Origin of the sequence: Pseudomonas sp. UME65 (genome assembly GCF_014170225.1) — a bacterium.
In the GTDB taxonomy this organism is placed as follows: Bacteria; Pseudomonadota; Gammaproteobacteria; order Pseudomonadales; family Pseudomonadaceae; genus Aquipseudomonas; species Aquipseudomonas protegens.
The window spans coordinates 178,697-197,513 of the sequence record NZ_LZZQ01000010.1 but is presented as its reverse complement, the minus strand read 5'-3'; the positions used below and the strand labels follow the sequence as shown (position 1 = coordinate 197,513).

The window sequence follows — 18,817 nt, the reverse complement described above, 5'->3', positions numbered from 1 at the left end:
CTTAACCTCCCACCGGCGCGCCGGTCTGCCCCGGGCCGGGTTGCACGCCGCTGTGGACGTGGTTGATCTGGCTGATGCCGGCGGCGACCTGATCGCCCTGGGAGACGATCTTGCCGCTCATGCTCAGGGTCGGGCTGTCGATGATGACGCCGCTGCTGGCGCGGATATTCAAGGTGGCGGTGTCGATGTCGATGACCCGCCCGCGCTTGAAGTGAATCTTGTCGCCCTCGTCGGTGTAGATCGCCACTTCACCGGCGGCCAGGGCCTTGAGGCGATAGCGCCGGTCGGCCACCACCAGCACCACTCCATGGGAGCGATCGCCGCCGAGGAAGGTGGCGATGCCCTCGGCGCCGGCCAGGGGGTTGCTGGTAAAACCGTAAGGCTCGAAATGCTCCATGTCGTCGTTGACCTCGCCGGCGGTGAGGCGCATTTGCAGCGATTGCAATTTGTTGGCCGAATGGGCGAGCACCACGGTGCCCCGCGCCAACAGGCGTGTCAGTAGGCTCATGCTGGGTTCCTTGGGGGGAGAAGAGCCGGCTTGCCGGCGAACAGGGATTGCGCGGTTTCGTGCCGGGTGCCTTCGCCGGCCAGCCGGCTCCTGCGGTTGGGCGCAGGTTTCAGTTTTTTTCGGGTGTCGGGTTGGCATCGAAGGTCTGCGGCGGCGCCACCTGCAAGGTGGTGATGGAGCCCTGGTCGGACAGCGACCAGGTGACCTTGGAGATCAGCATGTCCTGGTCGAAACCCAGCACCGGGTCGATGACCCGCACCAACGTGTTGTGTCGCCACAAATCACCATTGCTCTGGCGCCAGCCCTGCACCTGATAGGTGGTGGTCAGCGCCTTGCCGGTGCGGGTGCCGCACTCCCAGTCAGCCCGCTGCTGAGCCAGTTCCGCACTCAGTTGCGCCGCCTCGTTGATCACCGTCACCCGTTTGCGCGAAGCCCGGGCATCGCTGGCCTGGCCGGACACCTCGCAGACCGCAACACCGCTGCTCTGGTCGCTGCCCTTGTGCTGGCCGATCACCCGGTACTCGGAAAACAACGCGGAAAAATCCATCGCTGCATTGGCCGAAAGAATGTTCTTGCCCAGCTCCAGGGCATCGCTGGCGAGCCCGCCGCTGCCCGGTGCCGCCAGCAGCAGGTAGCCGTCGGCGTCATCGGTGGAGAACACCCGGTACAAGGTCAACAAGCGGTCGATGGAGGCAAACACCGTCTCCCCCGGCACAATGCTGTGGGTGTGCAACTTGCTGGTGGGTGCAATCTCGCTGCGCACCCCCACCCCGTAAGAGCCGGCCAGGGCGCGGACGATGCTCAGCACATCCTGCTGGCGCCACTGGCTCGGCCGGTTGATGGCCGCGCAATCCACCAGATCCTGGGTCAGGGAGCTGCCCTGGATGCTCAGGCTGATCTGCCTGCCGTCATAACTGACCGGCGCCTTGTAGACATGCCCGGTGAGCACCAGGTCGCAGCCGATGCGCACCTGGCAGCGAGCGCCCGGGCGGATCCGCACCTGCCCATCCTGCCCCGGCCATTGCCAGGTGATGTTAAGGCTGAAGGTGCGGAACTGGCGCTCCAGATCCGCCGTGATCTCCACGCTTTTCCAGCCGCTGTAGTCCAGCCCGTCCACCGTCAGGGTGACGATATTTGCCAGTTCGTCCATGGGTCACTCCCGCGCAATCTGCAGATCGGCCGGCGGCAGGAAGCCCGGATGGGCCACCCGGTTGCGCTGTACCACTTCACCGACACGCGTCGCATCGGCAAACCGCTCATAAGCCAGGACCAGCGCCGGCATGCTGCTTTTGGGGCTGAGGCTGACCAGCCGTACCCCGGACGAAGCCACTACATTGAGGTGGCCCTGCAATTGCTGGCGCAGGGTGTTGAGCGCCTGGTAATGCATCGGGTCGGCCTTGAGCGCGGCTTGCCAGATCACTTCGTTGAGCTGGTCACGCAGGGCCAGTACATCGTCGGCCACCGGCACCTCCAGGCGCTGCACCGGCTGGCTGGCCTGCTGCGCCAGGGGCGGCGTGCTCTTGAGCTTGACCACCGGGGTGGCCACCGGCAAGGCCGACACCAACCGGGCGATCTGCACCAGCAACGCATCCTGGACCAGGTTCGCTACCGCCTCGGCCGCCGCGGTGGTGTCCTTGCCGGTGGTCAGCTTGGGCGCATCGATGCGCCTGGCCGCCTCCACCTGCTGGGAAATATCGGCGAGCATCTGCCGATAGCCGGTGCGGGCAAAATCCTTGAGCCCGCGTACATCCTCCAGCAACCCCTTGAACTCCGTGCTCAGCTCCTTGGGTATTTCCTTGACCGCCTTGACCAGGGTGTTGAGGTCGCCATAGAACTCGATCAGCGGCTTGAACTCGTGTTCGATGACCGCGTACACCTCGGTCAATCCCTTGCGCAGCGAATCCACGCCGATCCGCGCCTGCTTGATCAGGTTGGTGGCGAACTCGAACCGCAGCACCGCCGAGCCCAGCAAGGTATCGCTGGCCACCAGCACCTGCTGCTGGGTGTTGACCACCGCCGAAGGAAAGCGCAGCGGCTGGTCCGGGTAGAACTTCAGGCTGAAGGTCACCAGGCCACCATCCTGGCGGCTCTGGGTCATCTCGCACTCGCCGACCTTGACCTGCATCCGTCCAAGCCACGGATGCACCAGCTCGCCGCTGCCCTCCTCCAGGGCCTTGAGCAGCCTGTCGCGCTGCTCCAGGCAATCGGCGCCGACGATGAAGGCCGTCAGGTCATGGACTTTCGCCTGCTGGCCAAGGCCCTCGAAAAACGGCTGGTCGCGCTGCGGGTACTCATGCAACTGGCCTTTTTGCCCCACCGGGGTTTTCGCCTGGTCGACCCAGAAGGGCACGCCGCGAAAGGATGCGGGCAACAAACGATCACGCCAGTTATCCGCCATGGGAACCTCCTAGGGAAAGTGAGCGATAGCCCAGGGTCGAAGCGATGTTCAAACCCGGTTGATTGGTCGTGGCCTGTTCGGCGCGCAGGCCGGGAGGTGCGTTCTCAAAGCGCAGCAGCAGCCCGCCTTCAAGCCGAGTGCGATTGTTGGCCGCAGCCTGTTGCAGCAGCGAACTGGAGCTTTGCGGCAAATTGCCCGGGGTTAGCAGCGGAGAAGGTGTATCGGTCAGCGAGTCCTCACCCCGGTTTGCCGAGTTGTTGTGCTCCACCACACTCTCGGTCAGCGAATTGATGCTCCCGGTGACACTGACAAGCAAATTGCCAAAGGTCGCTCGGAGCTTTTCGCGGATTGGCTCCAGGACCTTTTCCAGCCGCTCACGAAACGAAGAGAACCACTGGATCAAACCGTCGAGGTCCTTTCTCATCCCCTCACCGGGTGACCAACTGAACAGACTGGCAACGTTGTTCTTTGCCGTGATCGACAACGCCCAGATCAGATCCCAGATCGCTGCAAACAGGCCTACCACGGGTTGCCAGTTACTGCTTATCAATCCAAGCGGGCTCCACTCGAAAACCTCTCGCAGGCTGCGAAAAATCACCTGGACAGCCTCTCTGATGGGCTCCAGGTTTCTGATCAACAACCCAAACCCGCTCATGTTGAAGAGCAGATTCAACGCCTGGTACACCCGCCCGGTACCGGCGCTAAAGTCTTGCCAGAGGGCGCTCAGATAAGCGCTAACCGGCCCCCAGTTGGCAATCAATTGCCCAATGGGCGTCCAGGCGAACACCTCCTTGAAAAGACCGACCATGGACATGATCGTGGGTGAAATCTTCCCCCACAGCTGGATGAAAAACCGCGAAACCGGCTTCCAATTGGCCACCACCACACCGGCTACCGCAGCAATCGCCAGCATCGCCAAACCTATAGGCGAGGACAGTGCAGCAAAGACCGTGGCCGCCGAAGCTGCCACCGTAAAAGCGATTGCGGCGGCCGCGAGCCCTTCCACCAACCCGGGGTTATCAGCGACAAATTGACCGACCGATGTCAGTACGGGCTGAAGCCCCGTGACAATGCTGTTGATGGCCGGCAACAGTGCAACCCCCACATTGAGGGTGATTCTTTCCACTGCCTCATCAAAGTGCTTGAGGTTTTGCGCGGTATTGCCCAGCTCGTTCTCCGGACTTACCTCCCCCCTGACTGCGGCGGCCGTTACAGCCTGGATGTTCTGCGCCTTGATCGCCGACTGCATGCCCGCAACAAAGGGGGTCAATAGGCCCTGCCCAGAAAACAATCCTGAAAGATCGAGATTTCCTAGGCCACTTTCTTCCAGGCTTTTCCTGAACTTGCCCACCACTTGGCGAATGCCGGTGAGCTCCGGGTCGACGGCCTTGCTTGCGCTCTCGGCCACAGCAGGCTTGACCACCTCAGTTTCGGCTTTGACCTGCTGCACAGGTGCTGCCGGTTTGGCCTGTCTTGTCTGCTTGGGCCGCCGGCCCTTGGTCTTGTTTCTTTTTCGATACGCCATCACTGCACCTGCTGCATCGCATTGATCCGTTGCGCGTGCTCCAGGGATTCGCGGAGCACATCCAGTGGCCTGGCCATCATCTGTTCGGGGTCGACCTTCCAGAACCAGGCCAGGTCATAGGCGACAGCGATCAGGTCGGCGATGGCTGCGATGCCGCACTCATGAAAAAACTCGCCACCGCCCAGCTCAAGGCGTTGAGGTCCACCAGGTCGAGCTGGTTCACCGAGGACGGTGGAATGCCGGCGCAGACCGCGATGTATTTGGCCGCGACGTCCATGTCGAGGCTGACTTCTTCGCTCTTGTCGATCTTGTACGGCAGCGCCTTGATCGCCCGTACTTCCTGCACCGTCGGGCGGCGCAGGCTGAGTTCGGCCAGGGGCTCGCCGTGGGCCTCGATGGGCACCTGCAGCTTCACCGTGTTGCTCATTGCCAGGTCCCCTTCTGCCCTTCGAAGTTCAGCTCGATGCTGGCGTCGTCGCCCTTGGCAATAGGCTCGTCCACCAGGTAGGCACCGGCCAGTACGTAGACCTTGCCGTTGGCGAACTCGCAGGTGACGGTCATGTCGGAGCCTTCGATCAGTTGCTTGAGCGGAAAGTCCGGGGTGTGCAGCGCGGTGACTTTGAACGACGGCGTGAGGTCGGTTTCCTTGTAGAAGCCCGGAACCACGGTTTCCCGCTTGACGGCCATCAGTGGTGCTTCGCAGCCGCCGCTGATGGTCAGTTGAGCGCCGTCCACTTTGACGTAGCAGGTGCCCGCTATCAGTTGACCCATGTTGTTTCTCCCAAAAAATAAGCCCGCTCAAGGCGGGCTGAAAAAGCGCAGCGATGCAGGTCCGGCTCAGGCCGCCGCGTCGCACTGCAGGCGGAATTGGTTGAGCAGCGCGAACACTCGCAGGCCGTTGATGTAGTCCGGCGGAAACAGCACGTTGACCCGGCTCGGGTCCTGCACATCGCGTTCGACGATCAGGTGCTCGGCGAACAGCTCGGCGCTCTCCACATGGCCCTCCAGCTCCAGCTTGGCGTACTGGGCAATCAGCTCACCGCGAATGGTGCTCGGGGTAACGATCGGCTGGCCGGCGCCGAAACGAGTGCCGTCGGCAGCCAGCTTGTGGCGCCCGTATTTGCTGGTGATCACGCTTTGCAGGCGGCGCACGATGAACGCCGACTGGTGCATGGTTTCGCTGTCCAGGTAGGAGTTGTCGGCCTGGCCGTAGGCGTTCTTCTGGTAGGTGGTGATCGCCCGCTGAATACGCATGTAGCCGCCTTCGTAGTAGGCGGTGGCGATGCCGTAGCTCAGCAGCGACTGGCGCTCGGTGAGGGTGAAGCGCTCGCTGGCCGGCGCCGGGTCGACGCCCGGCAGGCTGCCGCTCTGGGTCGGGCGGCTGGCATCGGCGGAGATGAACACCGAAGTCCGCGCCGCCAGGGCGGCGGCCTGGACCCACACCGGTTGCGGCACGCCGCCTTCCAGGGCCTGGATGGTGATGTGCTGGTCGTTGCGTGCCTGGCCGGCCGCCACCAGGGTGCCGACGGTGCCGCGCTTGGCGCTGTAGACATGGCCGAACAGCTGCTTGGCCCAGGACCAGCGGCCGGTGTTGTCGTCCATCACCGCTTGCCAGGCATTCAAGCTGGCGGTATCGGTCCAGGGCATGCAGATGAACTCGAACGGCTCGTCGCCCAGGGCGGCCAGCGCCGCGACCTGATCCGGCGCACCGGTGCCACCGGCCATCTTGCCCAGCACCAGGGTCAGGCCCGCCGGGGTCTCTTCGCCATTGCTCTTGCCCAGGCGATTGAGTTGCAGGCTGATGTCATTGCCGCTGTCGCCGGTCCACTTGGCGTTCAGGGTCACAGTGCCCTCGGCCGCGGTGGCGGTCACCGGCAGATCTACTGCAGCGTTGACCTTCAAGGCCAGGGCGCTGGCCGCTTGTGCGGCACTGGCGCCGCTGACGATGGAGGCTTGCACCCGCACCCCACCGACGTACAGATTGAGCAGGCCGGCGGCGCTGGCGCTACCGCTGATCTTCAGCTCGGCTTTGGCCACGCTGCCCTCGGTGCTGTGCAGCGGCAGGCACCAGATCTCGCCCACCGGGTCGGTCTTGCGCCAGGTTTCGTACATCGAAGCGAGCATCGAGCCCTGGCCGCCGATGCTCTTGGCCAGGGCCACGCTGGACACCAGCACCAGTTTGCCGAGATCGTCGCCGGCCTGGTTGTCGTTGACCTGGGCGACGATCAGACGACGCATGGCCGAGGACGCGCTATTGGCCGCCGAATTGTCCATCTCGGCGTAGAACAGCGGCACACGGATGTCCGCCGGGATATTGCTGAAACCGATCGCCATTATTTGGCTCCTTGAGATTTCGCCGCTTTCACGGCTTTGCTAGTGATATCGCCATCGGCCAGACGCCGGCGCCACCAGGCGCTGTCCGACACTTCACGGCCGGAAGCGGGCAGCAGATCGCCTGCTTCCGGGTCCGGTACGGCGCGGCCGGCAACCGGCAGCACGGTGATGCGTTTGCTCATTGCTTCAGCTCTCCTGAAAAAGTCAGCTCCAGGCGCCCGTCGGGCCCTGGGCGTTGCAGATTGGGGTCCGCCGGATCGATGGCATCGACCCGCACCGTGACCCCGGTCAAGGACGGCAAGCCGTCGAGTTCACGCTCATGCCAGGTTTCCGCCGGCTGGCCGGGCAGATTGCGCCCCAGCTGGAACTCGGCGAAGAAGCGCAGGCGGTAGAGCAGGCGGGTGGCGTCGAACGACACCAGTTCACCGCCGTCGTATTGGATCGGGTTGTACTCGGTGCCGGGCTTGAAACCGACCAGGGCACGCCAGAGTTCGGCGCGTAGGTCGTGGAGTTGGTCGAGGGCTTGTTGTGGGTTGCTGGCGTCGAGGAGCAAGGCGACTTCGAAGCGGTCGCGGATGATCTGGCGGTGGGCGTTCTGGGCCGTATTGGCGGTGGCCAGATCGTTCAGCGGAGCGACGTAGGCGGCGGGAACAGCGGGCGAAGTGCTGCTCAGGGTGTCGAGGTTGACGCCAACAATGATGCGCTCAGCAAGGCTGGGACACCGGGTTTGCAACTGAGTGAGAACAGCGGTGAGTTTCATAGAGAGGCTCCTGGTTTTCGGTGCATGCAAGCTCGATGGACACCGGCCAGGGTCACTCCAGCCCGGCAGGCAGCAACGCCTGACCGCCTTTGAGACCAGCCTGAACCGCCGTCCAGAACTCGGCATTTTCATAGCCCATGGCCCAGATACTGGTACCGCCCAGCCCCAGCTTGGCGACCAACGCAGCCTTGGTCCTGATGCTCTTGGCATCGTCGTACCAGAGCACCGGTTGTGCCCGCTCCTGGGTCCATTCCACACCATCGGCGAAGCTCTGCACCGGCCCCCAGGTGGCGTAAGGCGTGGCCGAAGCGGCGTCCAGATGGGTAGCGGCGCGATGCTCGGTAATCACTTCCTGGTAAGCCGACCAGTGCACCCGATTGCCAATGCTGTAGTCCTGACCGTAAGCCGGAAGCCCCGCCAGGACCTTGCTCGGCGCGACTCGCGACACGGCGTAGCTGAGCAGCGCCTGCTGCCAGTCGACGCCCGACTCGGGGCCGGGCCAGACTTCATCGTGGAAACCTCCACTGCTCCAGCCGGGCCCGACCTGGTCATAGGTCATGACCTGGAAGTAATCCACGGCCGCGCCCAGGGCCTTGTAGTCGTAGCCTTGGAGGTACTCGGGCTCGCGGTCGCTGGATTTGGGCGGGATGCTGATGATCAGCTTCTTGTTGCTGGCATGCAGGGCGTTGCCCAGGGCTTTGACATAGGCGGAAAAGGCCTTGGCATTCCTCGGTTCGACCTTTTCGAAGTCCAGGTTGATACCGGCAAAACCGCCGTCCTTGGCCAGCGTCACCAGTTGCTTGATGCTGCCGGCACTCAAGGTCTTGTCGTTGACGATGGAGTGGGAAATGGCCGGGTCGAAATCACCAATGCCTTCGTTGTAGTCGGAGACGGTCGGATACAGCGGCAGGGACTTGGATTGGGCGAAGCGGATGATGTTTTCGGTGGTTTCGTTCATCCCCTCCTGATGTAACTGGCCGGTGACCGTCAGCCCGTAAGTACTGCCCAGACCGACGGCAGATAGGTTGCGGTAGAACGCTTGCAGATTGCTGTAGGACGCTTCGACCTGACCGTCGGTGTAGGCCAGAACAAAGGGCTCGGCATGGGCTGCGGTTGCCAGCAACAGGGTGCAGCCCGCGATCAATCCCTGAAAAAAATGCCGGATGCCTCGCTTCGAGGCCGGGCTGCTGATGCCTGGATTCATGAATACTCCTGCGGGTTTTCCGCGTGGGTTGAAAGGGAGTGAATGCTGGATCGGAGACGATCCGAATGAGCAGTTCGCGAGAATGCTCGCGGCGCCGTTGAAGGGTTTAAAGCTGCACCACCCTGAGTGGTTTTTTGGCGGTGTTTTTCTTGGCCTTGGCCTTGGCTTTGCCTTGCTTGCCGCCGTTGCATTCGACCGTGGTGCTCCACCCGGACGGGTTGAACATCTGCTCCACCGAGTCCACCAGGTACTCGCCATCCAGACCGGGCTTGAAGCCCTGGGCATTGATCAGGCGCTCGGCGAACAGGTCGGTGCGCCCCGGCATCTCCAGACGGACGTTGGCGTTGCTGCGGTTGAAGGCGGCCAAACGGGCCTTGGCCGCCTGCTCGGCGGCGGACTTGTTGGGGTACAGGTGCCGATCGGTATGCACTGCCGGTACGCTGTCCGGTGAGTCGCTGTTGCCCAGGTCGATCACCCTGAGCGTGCCGCTCTTCTTGTCCTGATGCCGGGTCTGCACCGCCTTGTGGGTGCTGCTGTCACTCAGGCGGAACTGATAGCGGCTAACGTCGCCACGGCTGAGGGTGACCACGCCCAGGGCCTTGCCGCTGGCACTCAACCCGGCCTGACGAGGCAGCACCAGCAACTTGCCTTCGGCCACCTTGGCGGTGCAGTCGTACTGCCGGGCCAGGCGGGTGATGAAGTTGAAGTCGGACTCGTTGAGCTGGTCGATCCGCAGCACCTTGGTGGTGACGGGGCAGATGGGCGTCCAGCCGTTGCGGGCCGCCAGGTCGCGGACAATCTGCGCCAACGCCACGTTCTCCCAACTGCCGCTGCGGGTGGTCTTGCCGCTGCCGCGCATGTCGCTGGCCTTGCCGCGGATCTCGATCGAATCCGGCGGCCCGCTCACCACCACTTCATCCACCGTGTAGCGCCCCAGCCGGGTCAGTGTCTGGCCGGCGTAGCCGAGGAATATTTCAATGCTGGCGCCACGACTGGGCAGCGCAACCGCCGAGTCGCGGTCATCAATACGCAGTTCAAACTCGTCCGACTCCATTCCCGGTTTATCCGAGGTTCGCAGCGTCAGCAGCCGGTCGTTGATCTGCGCCGTAATATCCCGGCCATCGGCCAGGATGCGAAAGACTGGGGTCATGCTCCGTGCTCCAGAAAATGAAGACCCCGTACACGACGGGGTCTGTTGATTGGATGCAAGGTCAGTCCCATAGCTGAACCATCGCCTCGGCCCGAATCGGCAGATCCGGCAACAGGATCAGTACCCCGGCCCGAAAGGGTTGTGGCTCATCGGCCAGGCCCTGGTTGGCGTCCAGCACCGCCTCGACGCTGCCATTGAGGTGTCCGTAATACTGATGACACAGGGTGTCGAGCAGATCACCGTCAGAGGTTCTGCAGGTCGTTGCCATAGCTCACAAACTCCAGTGAAAAGCCTTGCTTGCGGGGAATACCGCCTGCCAGCAGGTGGCTCTGTTCCTCGTCGATGCTGGTGAGGCACCAGGTGCCCAGCACTTCGCCGTAACCCGTGGTCAGGCTCAGGGGCTGCAAACGCCGACCAATGCTGCGCAGCGCCTGCAACTGGCCCAGCCCGCCCTTGAACCCGGGGTAGATCGCGCCCTTGAGGGAGATCTTGTCGTCACCCTGTCCCACCGCCTGCTGCGCGATGCCGCGGCTCAAACGCTCCTGGGCCGCCCAGCGAAAGCCGGTCTGGCGGCGCAACTCATCGAAGGCCGCAGTGTCGAGGTTGAAGTAGAAAGGCTCGGCACCGGCCCCCAGAGGCTGCAGGATCAACAGGTGCGGGAAGGGTTTCACCGCCTCCGCCGCCGGGGTGTCCTGAGGCGCCAGCGCACCGGAAGGGAAGATATTGCCCAGGGCCGGGCTGATCTGCCCGCCGATGCGGTTGATCGCCGCGCCGGCCTTGGCCACCTGCTCCTGCAAGGCGCCAAGACGCTGCTGCATCTGCCCCGCCACGGTCACGATCTGGCTGTACTTGGCCGCGACTTCACCCACCGCCGACTGCGCCGCGCCGATACTGCGCATCGTGCGTTGCAGTTTGGCGCCCAGCGCCGGCCCGACAACGGGCAGGCTTTCAAGCTCCAGGGCGGCGCCGCTGATGTCGCTGATGGCACCGTTCATGGGCCCGAGCATTTCATCAGCACTGCGCCGCCCCGCTTCCGCTGCCGCCACCAGGGAACCCAGCCCCGATTGCAGCTGCTCCATGTAAGCCATGCGATCTCCTTAAACGTGTGCGGCGTCGAACAGCTGGCGAGCGGCAGCCTGGCGGCTGAACTCGTCGAACTGCCAGCGCAGGTGGGGTTCCAGTTCCCGAGCCAGTTGCGCGGGGTCGCGCACATCACCCTGGACCGAGATCGACAAGTAGGGCGCGAAGCTGAACTGCTGCTCGATGACTGGAGGTACCTGGGGTTTGAGCGACTCCGGCGCGGTGATCGTGGCCGGCGCCGCAGCAGACGACGATGGGCTGAGCATCGAGCGCGCCGCCTGCCCCATCAGCGGGGGCGTCTGGCCTTTCTGGAAGGATTTGGCGATATCGCCCATGACCGGCGGGATGTTCTGTCCAGCGTTGCGCATCATCAGCGGGCCGGCTGCAGGCAAGTGCTTGAGCGACTCGTCGGAGCCGAACAGCTTTTTACCCAAGGCGCCACCGGCGGCCGAACCGCCCCAGGCACCCAGGGCGCCGCCCACCAGCCCGCCAATCACCGTGCCGATCACCGGCACCACGGAGCCAATGGCCGCCCCTGCTGCTGCACCCGCGGCGGCGCCAGCAAGATTGCCCGCCGCCTCGCCGTAGCCTTCGGCTTTTTCATCCTGGGTCTGGGCATTCAGGTAAGTGTCCGCCACCTGGAAGCCTGCACCGAGCACCGAAAGGATCGCACCGCCCTTGAGCAAGGGCGCGACTCCCTTGGCCAGGGAACCGGCGCCTTTCATTACGGCACCAGAGGTGGCAGCCCCTCTGGCCACTCTCTCCAGGCCGCTGGGCGTCAAAGGGCTCTTGAAGCCTTTGCTGCCCATGCCCCTCGAACGAGGCTCGCGCCTGGGCGTCTTGCGCCCGCCACGGCCCTTGCGGCGTTTTTTGTCCGGGCCGCAATCGAGCATGGGCGCACAACAGTCGATACCGCTCGCAGTGCCACCAGAGGAGCGCTTCGCCATTTTGCGGCCAACCTGCAGTGAACCTCGAGCGACATTCAGCAGGCCCTTGCCAATGGTGTAGACAGCCATCAGCTTTTTCACCGCGACATAAGTGGCGCCCAGGGCAGTCACCCCCAGTACCAATGAGGGTGCCTTCTCCGCCAGTTCGGTCAGCTTGCCGACCACCAGCGTGATGCTTTGGGCCACCAGATCCGTGGCCGGTTGCAGGGCCTTCCCCACGGCAAGCATGCCACCGTCGACCGCCTGCGCGGTTTCCTTCCACAGCTGGGCGGAGGCTTGCCGACGCTCGGCCAGGTTCTTGTCGATAACCCCCGAAGCACTCAACGAGTCCTTCTTCAGTTGCTCGTATTGCTGCCGGCCCTGGGTGTGAGCCAGCAAGGCCGCCTTGATCTGCATATCGGTGAACAGGTCACCGGTACGCAGGGACTCTTCCAGAGCCTCGAGCATGGACTTGGCCTTCGCCGGATCGGTTTCCTTGCTGATCTGCGCCTGGGCCTCGGCCATCTTCGCGGCCTTGGCCGGGTCGATGGCCCTGACATAGCGCATGGCCAGGGCAAAGCTCGCCTCCAGGCTCGACATACCCTTCTGGATACCGGTGTTCAGCGACGCCTGATAATCAATGCCGGCATCTTCGTAAGCCTTGACCGCCTCACTGGAACCGATTTTCTCGATCCAGTTCTGCAGTTGACCGGCGGCCTGATCAGCACCGCCCGCGGTGTTCATCTGCACTTGCAGCATCGAGCCCAGCTGGCTCACCGCATCCATGCCGGTGAGCCCCTCCCCGCTCGCGCTCTCGAGCAGCGCCGGGAGCAAGCGCGCCATGTCGGCAGCCTCGAAGTTGCCCGCCTGCCCCTGCAGGGCGATGGCCTCCAGGGCCTGCTCCATGACCTTGGGGTCGCTGATCCCGGCCTTCAGCTCAAGGGCCCGCATCAGGTTCGACGTATCTTCGATACCCGCGCCCTGCCCCACCGCGAACCTGGCCGCAAGCCCCGCGTAACCTTGCGCCTTGTCCAGCGACATGCCCTTGGCAGTCATCTGCCCCACCAGAGCCGCCACCTCGTTGCGGGCCATTCCCGTATTCCGTGAAGTCTGAACGACGCTGCGGCTCAGCTGCGCTTCCTGAGGTTGATTGGCCACACCGGCCTTGATAGCGATGTCACGGATCAGCGCCTGATAGTCGGCATTGATCTTGACCGGAATGGCCAGCTTGCCGACCCCGTCCTTGGCCAAGCCATACGCCGCCTTGAAGTCGGCCTTCCCCTGGTCGATCTGCTGGTGCCCCCGGGCCTGCAGAGCGGAGCCCCGGGCCACCTTACCCAGCGCCTGATATTCCTGACGCAGTTTATGTACCTGCACACCTTGCTGGCGCAGGCCATCACGGCTCTGTTCCAACCGGCGCAACAGCCCGGCGGCAGAAGCAGCACCGGTGTCATGGGCCTTTTTCCATTCATCCTGCAGGCGCAGGGTCTGGCCAATGGTCTTTTCCAGTACCCTGGCCTTGCTGCCCTGCTGCTCCAGTTGCTTGATCCGGCCTTCCACCGTCTTGAAGGCGGCGTCCCACGTCGAACTGAGGGCGGTACCCACCACCACCAGCCCTGATTCCAGCTTGTTCGCCATCTGCTTCTCCTGCTCCTTGGGTGACGGGCTCAATCCGTGAGCCACCAGACCATGTCGGAAAACCTCATGGTCATGATTTCCTCGGCGGAAAAATGCAGCTCGCTGGCGAGCCGCTTCGCCGCCATCTTCATCACCGCAGGGTCAAAGCTCGTCGTCTTGCACCAGGCGAAAATAGCCGGCCTGCAGGCGCTGATAGTCCTTGAGCGCCATGCCCTCCAGATCCTTGGCACTGATTTGCGCCAGGCTGGCAAACAGCATCAGTTCGCGCTGTTCATCATCGCCGGCAGCCCCGGAGTTGGCCGCACGCACATCACGCACGGTGGGGGCGCGCAAGGTGACCTTGTCGCAGACCACGCCATTCATCTCCACCGGTTTGCTCAGCGCCAGCACCACGCTGTCGCTGCTCAGGGTCATCCAGGACGGGGTCTTGTCGATTGCTTGAGACATGTTTTTTCCTTACAGGCCCAGGGCAGAACGTTGCGCGGCCAGTTGGTCGACGCCGTTGATCACGCGCTTCATGCCCAGGGCATCGATCTCGTAGATCAAGCGACCATCGACTTCCAGCTTGTAGTAGGTCAGGGCCACGTTGTGCTTGACCTCGGCCTTGTCGCCGGATTTCCAATCGCCCATGTCGACTTCCTTGAGCAAGCCGCGCAGGGTCACGATCACCGGCGTGACCTTGCCCTTGAGGCCCTTGAAGGCGCCACGGAACACGCCGTTGAAACCGCTGCCATCGGCCAGGCCGAACATCTTCAGCGACTCGCGGCGCACACCGGTGGTGGTGAAGCCGGCTTCCTGCTTCTCCATGCCCATGTCCAGCTCGACGGGCACATCCATGCCGCCGACCCGATGTTCCTCGGTCTTGAGGGTCAACTTGGGCAGGGTCAGGCTCGGCACGTCGCCTTGAAAGCTGATGCCATCGACGAACAGGTTCATGTTCGCCAGGGTTTCGGGAATCATTGCCATTGCTGCTGCTCCTTAAGCGGTGTGTTCGAGGACTTCGGTCAGCCACTGGTTGGTGACCTCGACGCGGAAGTTGGGGTTTTCGGCCGGTGGCACGTCGGTGAAGCGGATGTTCCAGTACACCTTGCCCTGCTCCAGCTGGCTGGCGGTGTTGAGTTCGGTGTCGGCGTAGACCTCGAAGTTGATGATCGCGCCCTGGTTCTTCAGATCACGCATGAACGCCTGCAGGCCCTCGGTGACGTCCTTGACGTAGGTCGCGGTGATCGAGCGGTCCACTGCCCATTTGTGGCCGTAGAGGATCGCGTCCATGACGATGTCCATGGTCCGTACCCGGGTGACAAAGGCCCACTTCGGATCGCTGGAGAGCGTGCGGTTGCCCCACAGGCGGAAACCTTCATCACGAATGATGGTGGTGATGTTGGCGTTGTTCAGCAGGTTGGCGCGGCAGGTTTCATCGCCGTCCAGGAACTCGATGGCACGCGCAGTGCCGGTGATGCCGACAAACTCCTTGTTCGACGGCGAGGCCCAGAAGCCGTACTCGTTGTCGGTCCAGGCAAACAGGCCCGCGACCCAGGCCGAAGCCGGCGCATCGACGGTGGCGCTGGCGCCGTTGTCCCAGTACTGAATGCCCGGGTCGACCATGTAGGCGCGCTTGGCGCCGAAGTGCTTGGCATACGCCATGGCCGCTTCGTCGGTGCTGTTGGGGCCATCGATGATCGCCAGGCCACGCAGCTTGTCGGCCAGGGCCACCAGCGCAGTACCGACCGCCTGGGTCGAGCTGTGCTTGGGGGTCACCAGCAATCGCGGCTGGGCGTTGAAACGGCTCTTGCCATCCAGCAAGGCTTGCAGGCCGGTACGCTTGCCGTCGGCCAGCACCCCGCCGATGATCGCCGAGGTCTGCTCGGCCGCATCCGCCACCTTGGCCACGCCGCAAGCGACGATCACCGCCTTGGCCCGCTGGTAGATGGCCTGGCAGGCCTTGGTGATGGCCGCGTCCGGGCCCCAGGCCGCAATGGCCTCACGCTCATTGGTGATCAGCAGCAGGTCGTTGGCCTTGGCGCTGAAGTCAGGGCCTTCGGTGAAGGTATCCACCAGGCCGATGATCGAAGACGTGGGCAGCGAGATGGTGCGTGCGCCGGTGTCGACGTTGGTGACAGTAACGCCGTGGAAAAAACCACTCATGGATAAACTCCAGACATGAAAAAGCCCCGGGTGAAGGGGGCTCGTAGGGATGATTGATTAGTGGGAAGCGGGAAAGAAAACGCCCCGGCGGTGCGGGGCGTTTATCGGGTTTGTTCGGCGATCCAGAATGGAGCTGCGGGGCGGTGTTCGGTTTGTGGAAAGTGTGGAGATTGGGGCCAGTCGCGTAGGGATTGCATGTACATCAGAAGCTCGTTGAACTGCTGCTCCGAAAGATTGGTGGATACCTTCATTTCAAGCTGATCGTAATGGCGATCGCGCAGCCAGGTCACCGTCGTCAACTGCGCGGCACGCCAGAGTCGCTCATCGTCTCCAAGGCTGGAAGGTTCAACCATTGCGTGGAGTGCTTGAGGCAACTCCAAGGCGACAGCTGGAGCTGGGCGCATACTCTCGATGACTTGGGCCAAGGCCACGGCATCGATGTCGGGGGTGGTCAGAATCTCCTGGGGTATGTAGTGGTTCAGCGTCACATCGCCCCAGTCGACAAGCATGGTGCCAGCGGTCGCCGACACAGAGAGAACTTTAAATCCATTCACAAGATATTCCCCTTTACTCGATCAGGGCTGTTGCCCGCTTCAAAGATCAAGTTGTTGCCATTTTTCTCAATCGAATAACCGCCAGCACCAGCGGGATTGGACGAGCCGACACCAGGGCTGCCCGGTGCTCCGCCGGCACCACCATTCCACCCGGCGGTGTACCAGCCGCCAGCGCCGCCAGCATCCAAAGTGCCGGCCGCTGGATAGCCATAGCCGTAAGTCGAGACTTGATACATCCCTCCACCCACGCCACCAGGACGCCCCGCGCCGCCGCCACCGCCGGTGTGCAGTACGTTGGGCCAATAGGCATCCCCACCGCCCCCGCCGCCACCGAAAATGTACCCGTTACGGTTGTCCAACGTTGCTGGGTAATCCAGAACAAATGCTGTAGCGCCTGGCAAAGGGCGAGGAGGATAAGCCCCCGCGCCGCCCGCACCACGGATGTAGTGTTCATTGATGATTTTCAGTGTGGAGCCTGGGGGAAATACACCCGTTCTCAGTGAGTATCCAGCGCCACCGCCGTAGATCATCGCGCGATTGATAAAGAGATAATTCCGGGCTCTGGCGGGACTGCCCATGAGCTCAAAAATGCTCGCACCTGCTCGCTCCACCGTGTTGATAAACACAAACGTTCGCCGCCAGACCGTGCGCCACCCACTTTCGGTTTTGATGAACAGTTCCGCACCCTCTCGCCAGCCGTCTGCAAGCTTTACATAAGGCATGACACCAGGCCGGTAACCGCCATCCAGTTTTACGTGGAAGTTCATCATGGCTCCTCGTATTGCAGCCAAAGCGTACCGACCGCCCCCTCAGTGGGTTTAGGGGCATTTGGAGAGTAGATCAGCCGATTCGCCGGTAAAGCATCAGTGATGCCATATCCTGCAAGCGTGGTCGCTTTGTCTGCTTTTCGCGTCGGGTCAAAGTTGCCAGCATTCCATAGCAAGTTGCCAAAGACGGTGGCGGTCCTGTCGGCAAGACTCAAAAGAAGCGGTGTTGACGTTTCACCGCCATAACTTGCAAAAACCCTCACGTTGTTATTTAGAACATCCATGCGAGCGTCACAGGTGGGCGTCACCCAGCCAAACTCCGGCGAGTCGTTATTGTCACTCGACAGCAATACCGATCCCGTCAACCGTCCACCCGTTGTGGGAAGCAAATTGCTGACTGCGCTCGCCAGGTCAGTTTTTGTTACCCCGTCTGTAATCCCATATCCACCGAGAGTGGTGGCTTTTACTGCTTTGCCGGCAAGCGCATTCGTCACTGTCGTTGAAAAGCCAGGGTCATCGCCCACTGCGCCAGCCAGCTTTTTTAGTGTGTCGAGTGCAACAGGCGCCGCCGCTACGATGCTCTCCTTTGAAAGCTGTATGGCTGAACTGGTCTCTGACTTGGTAAATGCATCAGCAATGCCATAACCGGATAGCGTTGTGGGGTTGGTGCCACTGACAACTATGCCTCGCTTATCGATAGTGACTTGCCGATAAGCGCCGGCAACCTTATCCGCCGGAAGGGCTGCCACCAGGGAATCATCCACATATTGACGAGTCGCCAGCACCACCGCCGGATCAATCTTCAACACGATCTGCGCAGTGTTGGCGACGATGAAGTTCATGCGGATGACCTGGGTCTTGCCGGTACCCTGGGCCAGCAGGGGCTTGAAGCTCGGTGCGCAGTTGGCCACCGCCACCAGGTCGCCGTCGGCATCGAGCAGGCCGATTTCACGGATCCAGCGCCCGCCGACATCAGGCGGAATCACCTGTTCGGTGATGATGATGTTGGGGTTGGCCGGATCAGTACGCACCTGATTGACCGGGGCACGTCGCCATTCGTTGATCAGCTTGGCCTGGGTTCTGTTCGGGATGGGGTCGGTGCCGTTGGCATCGCCGATCGCCATGTCCTTGAAGGTCCAGGGCGTGCCCAGGGCGGTGGCGTTGGCCTGTTTCGCCTCGCCCACCGCAGTGAGGATGGCGAAGAACTGACTGTTGGAATCGATCATGAGTACACATCCAGGGTGTCTGTTTCATCAATGCACATGACCTGGCCGTAACGGCCGATCACTTCAATATCGCGAGGGGTCGGGGGGTAAACGTCGAGTACTTCACCCTGGTCCACATAAGCGCCGTAACCGATGACACCGGAGGTTTCCAGGCTGATGGCAAGGCCCGTCATGTGCCGGCTCACCGGCCTGGCGTCATCGATCAGCCGGGTCAGTTCCTGGTACATCTGTTCGGTGATGCCGGTATCCAGCACCCCGACTTTCAGGGCAAAGGTGGCTGGCTCGCCTTCGGGAGCCATCTGCCACCACTCGACCACTTCAATCAGGTAGCCCAGCGGTTCCACCACACGGCGCAAAGCGCCGATGGTGCCCTTGCGGGCATGGATGAAGAACGAGGCGCGAATGGCATTGCGCTTGACCGTCTCGCTCCAGCGCGGGTCCCAGCGATCCACCGACCAGGCCCAGGCCAGCTGTGGCAGCAGGTGCACCGGGCAGGTCGAGGGGTTGTACAGGGTGCGCAACATGGTGGCGGTGTCGCTGCTGTTGGTCGCCTCCAGGGCGCGTTCCAAGAGTGTGCTGTTGCTTGGCAGCAGGCTGGTCAT

Annotated in this window: 21 protein-coding genes; all 21 read right to left on the bottom strand. The window is 62.7% G+C overall.

The features are described from left to right. Window position 1 precedes the first annotated feature (1 nt). Window positions 2–508 carry a phage baseplate assembly protein V gene (locus A9971_RS08605; protein ID WP_011059569.1) on the bottom strand — a complete coding sequence of 169 codons (507 nt, stop codon included), beginning with the start codon at window positions 506–508 and terminating at the stop codon, window positions 2–4. A gap of 109 nt (window positions 509–617) precedes the next feature. Beyond that, window positions 618–1,658, bottom strand: a complete 1,041-nt coding sequence (locus A9971_RS08600) for a phage baseplate assembly protein (RefSeq protein WP_183001401.1) — start codon at window positions 1,656–1,658, stop codon at window positions 618–620. A gap of 3 nt (window positions 1,659–1,661) precedes the next feature. Continuing rightward, a complete protein-coding gene (locus A9971_RS08595; RefSeq protein ID WP_183001400.1) occupies window positions 1,662–2,906 on the bottom strand; it encodes a DNA circularization protein in 1,245 nt (414 codons plus the stop codon). After that, on the bottom strand, window positions 2,896–4,431 hold the full coding sequence (locus A9971_RS08590) for a hypothetical protein (protein ID WP_183001399.1): 1,536 nt from the start codon (window positions 4,429–4,431) through the stop codon (window positions 2,896–2,898). Before A9971_RS08590 ends, A9971_RS08595 begins: the two co-directional genes overlap by 11 nt. Before the next feature lie 130 nt (window positions 4,432–4,561). Then, window positions 4,562–4,858 carry a phage tail assembly protein gene (locus A9971_RS08585; RefSeq protein WP_011059565.1) on the bottom strand — a complete coding sequence of 99 codons (297 nt, stop codon included), beginning with the start codon at window positions 4,856–4,858 and terminating at the stop codon, window positions 4,562–4,564. Continuing rightward, complete coding sequence (locus tag A9971_RS08580; RefSeq protein ID WP_183001398.1) at window positions 4,855–5,202, bottom strand: phage tail tube protein; 348 nt, start codon at window positions 5,200–5,202, stop codon at window positions 4,855–4,857. The genes A9971_RS08585 and A9971_RS08580 overlap by 4 nt, the downstream gene beginning before the upstream one ends. 66 nt (window positions 5,203–5,268) lie before the next feature. Further along, a complete protein-coding gene (locus A9971_RS08575) occupies window positions 5,269–6,765 on the bottom strand; it encodes a phage tail sheath subtilisin-like domain-containing protein (RefSeq protein ID WP_183001397.1) in 1,497 nt (498 codons plus the stop codon). Then, window positions 6,765–6,947 carry a DUF2635 domain-containing protein gene (locus A9971_RS08570; RefSeq protein WP_011059562.1) on the bottom strand — a complete coding sequence of 61 codons (183 nt, stop codon included), beginning with the start codon at window positions 6,945–6,947 and terminating at the stop codon, window positions 6,765–6,767. The genes A9971_RS08575 and A9971_RS08570 overlap by 1 nt, the downstream gene beginning before the upstream one ends. After that, window positions 6,944–7,525, bottom strand: a complete 582-nt coding sequence (locus A9971_RS08565) for a hypothetical protein (RefSeq protein WP_183001396.1) — start codon at window positions 7,523–7,525, stop codon at window positions 6,944–6,946. Before A9971_RS08565 ends, A9971_RS08570 begins: the two co-directional genes overlap by 4 nt. A gap of 52 nt (window positions 7,526–7,577) precedes the next feature. Next, complete coding sequence (locus A9971_RS08560) at window positions 7,578–8,729, bottom strand: glycosyl hydrolase family 18 protein (RefSeq protein WP_183001395.1); 1,152 nt, start codon at window positions 8,727–8,729, stop codon at window positions 7,578–7,580. Window positions 8,730–8,835: 106 nt separating this feature from the next. Further along, complete coding sequence (locus A9971_RS08555; protein ID WP_077933424.1) at window positions 8,836–9,879, bottom strand: phage late control D family protein; 1,044 nt, start codon at window positions 9,877–9,879, stop codon at window positions 8,836–8,838. Window positions 9,880–9,940: 61 nt separating this feature from the next. Continuing rightward, window positions 9,941–10,147, bottom strand: coding sequence for a tail protein X (locus tag A9971_RS08550; protein ID WP_123473858.1), 207 nt, complete (start codon window positions 10,145–10,147; stop codon window positions 9,941–9,943). Further along, entirely contained in the window at window positions 10,122–10,967 is an 846-nt protein-coding gene (locus A9971_RS08545; protein WP_123473859.1) for a phage tail protein, read from the bottom strand. Before A9971_RS08545 ends, A9971_RS08550 begins: the two co-directional genes overlap by 26 nt. Before the next feature lie 9 nt (window positions 10,968–10,976). Continuing rightward, window positions 10,977–13,523, bottom strand: a complete 2,547-nt coding sequence (locus tag A9971_RS08540) for a phage tail tape measure protein (protein ID WP_015634357.1) — start codon at window positions 13,521–13,523, stop codon at window positions 10,977–10,979. A 141-nt stretch (window positions 13,524–13,664) separates the two neighbouring features. Further along, entirely contained in the window at window positions 13,665–13,970 is a 306-nt protein-coding gene (locus A9971_RS08535; protein ID WP_015634356.1) for a phage tail assembly protein, read from the bottom strand. Window positions 13,971–13,979: 9 nt separating this feature from the next. After that, window positions 13,980–14,489 carry a phage major tail tube protein gene (locus tag A9971_RS08530; protein WP_015634355.1) on the bottom strand — a complete coding sequence of 170 codons (510 nt, stop codon included), beginning with the start codon at window positions 14,487–14,489 and terminating at the stop codon, window positions 13,980–13,982. Window positions 14,490–14,501: 12 nt separating this feature from the next. After that, complete coding sequence (locus A9971_RS08525; RefSeq protein WP_015634354.1) at window positions 14,502–15,668, bottom strand: phage tail sheath family protein; 1,167 nt, start codon at window positions 15,666–15,668, stop codon at window positions 14,502–14,504. A 101-nt stretch (window positions 15,669–15,769) separates the two neighbouring features. Then, window positions 15,770–16,222 (bottom strand): phage tail assembly chaperone, encoded by a 453-nt coding sequence (locus tag A9971_RS08520; protein WP_134532557.1) that lies wholly within the window; start codon window positions 16,220–16,222, stop codon window positions 15,770–15,772. Beyond that, the gene (locus tag A9971_RS08515) at window positions 16,219–16,989 is read right to left on the bottom strand and encodes a hypothetical protein (RefSeq protein ID WP_134532553.1); all 771 of its coding nucleotides are present in this window, start codon (window positions 16,987–16,989) and stop codon (window positions 16,219–16,221) included. Before A9971_RS08515 ends, A9971_RS08520 begins: the two co-directional genes overlap by 4 nt. Further along, window positions 16,989–18,215, bottom strand: coding sequence for a phage tail protein (locus tag A9971_RS08510; RefSeq protein WP_183001394.1), 1,227 nt, complete (start codon window positions 18,213–18,215; stop codon window positions 16,989–16,991). Before A9971_RS08510 ends, A9971_RS08515 begins: the two co-directional genes overlap by 1 nt. Next, window positions 18,212–18,817: a phage tail protein I gene (locus tag A9971_RS08505; protein WP_183001393.1), complete on the bottom strand. Its 606-nt coding sequence runs from the start codon at window positions 18,815–18,817 to the stop codon at window positions 18,212–18,214. The genes A9971_RS08510 and A9971_RS08505 overlap by 4 nt, the downstream gene beginning before the upstream one ends.

Excerpts from the sequence above, each read along its gene's own strand:
- A9971_RS08605 (WP_011059569.1), bottom strand. The coding sequence starts at position 508 with ATGAGCCTACTGACACGCCTGTTGGCGCGGGGCACCGTGGTGCTCGCC.
- A9971_RS08600 (WP_183001401.1), bottom strand. The coding sequence starts at position 1,658 with ATGGACGAACTGGCAAATATCGTCACCCTGACGGTGGACGGGCTGGAC.
- A9971_RS08595 (WP_183001400.1), bottom strand. The coding sequence starts at position 2,906 with ATGGCGGATAACTGGCGTGATCGTTTGTTGCCCGCATCCTTTCGCGGC.
- A9971_RS08590 (WP_183001399.1), bottom strand. The coding sequence starts at position 4,431 with ATGGCGTATCGAAAAAGAAACAAGACCAAGGGCCGGCGGCCCAAGCAG.
- A9971_RS08585 (WP_011059565.1), bottom strand. The coding sequence starts at position 4,858 with ATGAGCAACACGGTGAAGCTGCAGGTGCCCATCGAGGCCCACGGCGAG.
- A9971_RS08580 (WP_183001398.1), bottom strand. The coding sequence starts at position 5,202 with ATGGGTCAACTGATAGCGGGCACCTGCTACGTCAAAGTGGACGGCGCT.
- A9971_RS08575 (WP_183001397.1), bottom strand. The coding sequence starts at position 6,765 with ATGGCGATCGGTTTCAGCAATATCCCGGCGGACATCCGTGTGCCGCTG.
- A9971_RS08570 (WP_011059562.1), bottom strand. The coding sequence starts at position 6,947 with ATGAGCAAACGCATCACCGTGCTGCCGGTTGCCGGCCGCGCCGTACCG.
- A9971_RS08565 (WP_183001396.1), bottom strand. The coding sequence starts at position 7,525 with ATGAAACTCACCGCTGTTCTCACTCAGTTGCAAACCCGGTGTCCCAGC.
- A9971_RS08560 (WP_183001395.1), bottom strand. The coding sequence starts at position 8,729 with ATGAATCCAGGCATCAGCAGCCCGGCCTCGAAGCGAGGCATCCGGCAT.
- A9971_RS08555 (WP_077933424.1), bottom strand. The coding sequence starts at position 9,879 with ATGACCCCAGTCTTTCGCATCCTGGCCGATGGCCGGGATATTACGGCG.
- A9971_RS08550 (WP_123473858.1), bottom strand. The coding sequence starts at position 10,147 with ATGGCAACGACCTGCAGAACCTCTGACGGTGATCTGCTCGACACCCTG.
- A9971_RS08545 (WP_123473859.1), bottom strand. The coding sequence starts at position 10,967 with ATGGCTTACATGGAGCAGCTGCAATCGGGGCTGGGTTCCCTGGTGGCG.
- A9971_RS08540 (WP_015634357.1), bottom strand. The coding sequence starts at position 13,523 with ATGGCGAACAAGCTGGAATCAGGGCTGGTGGTGGTGGGTACCGCCCTC.
- A9971_RS08535 (WP_015634356.1), bottom strand. The coding sequence starts at position 13,970 with ATGTCTCAAGCAATCGACAAGACCCCGTCCTGGATGACCCTGAGCAGC.
- A9971_RS08530 (WP_015634355.1), bottom strand. The coding sequence starts at position 14,489 with ATGGCAATGATTCCCGAAACCCTGGCGAACATGAACCTGTTCGTCGAT.
- A9971_RS08525 (WP_015634354.1), bottom strand. The coding sequence starts at position 15,668 with ATGAGTGGTTTTTTCCACGGCGTTACTGTCACCAACGTCGACACCGGC.
- A9971_RS08515 (WP_134532553.1), bottom strand. The coding sequence starts at position 16,989 with ATGAACTTCCACGTAAAACTGGATGGCGGTTACCGGCCTGGTGTCATG.
- A9971_RS08510 (WP_183001394.1), bottom strand. The coding sequence starts at position 18,215 with ATGATCGATTCCAACAGTCAGTTCTTCGCCATCCTCACTGCGGTGGGC.
- A9971_RS08505 (WP_183001393.1), bottom strand. The coding sequence starts at position 18,817 with ATGACCAGCCTGCTGCCAAGCAACAGCACACTCTTGGAACGCGCCCTG.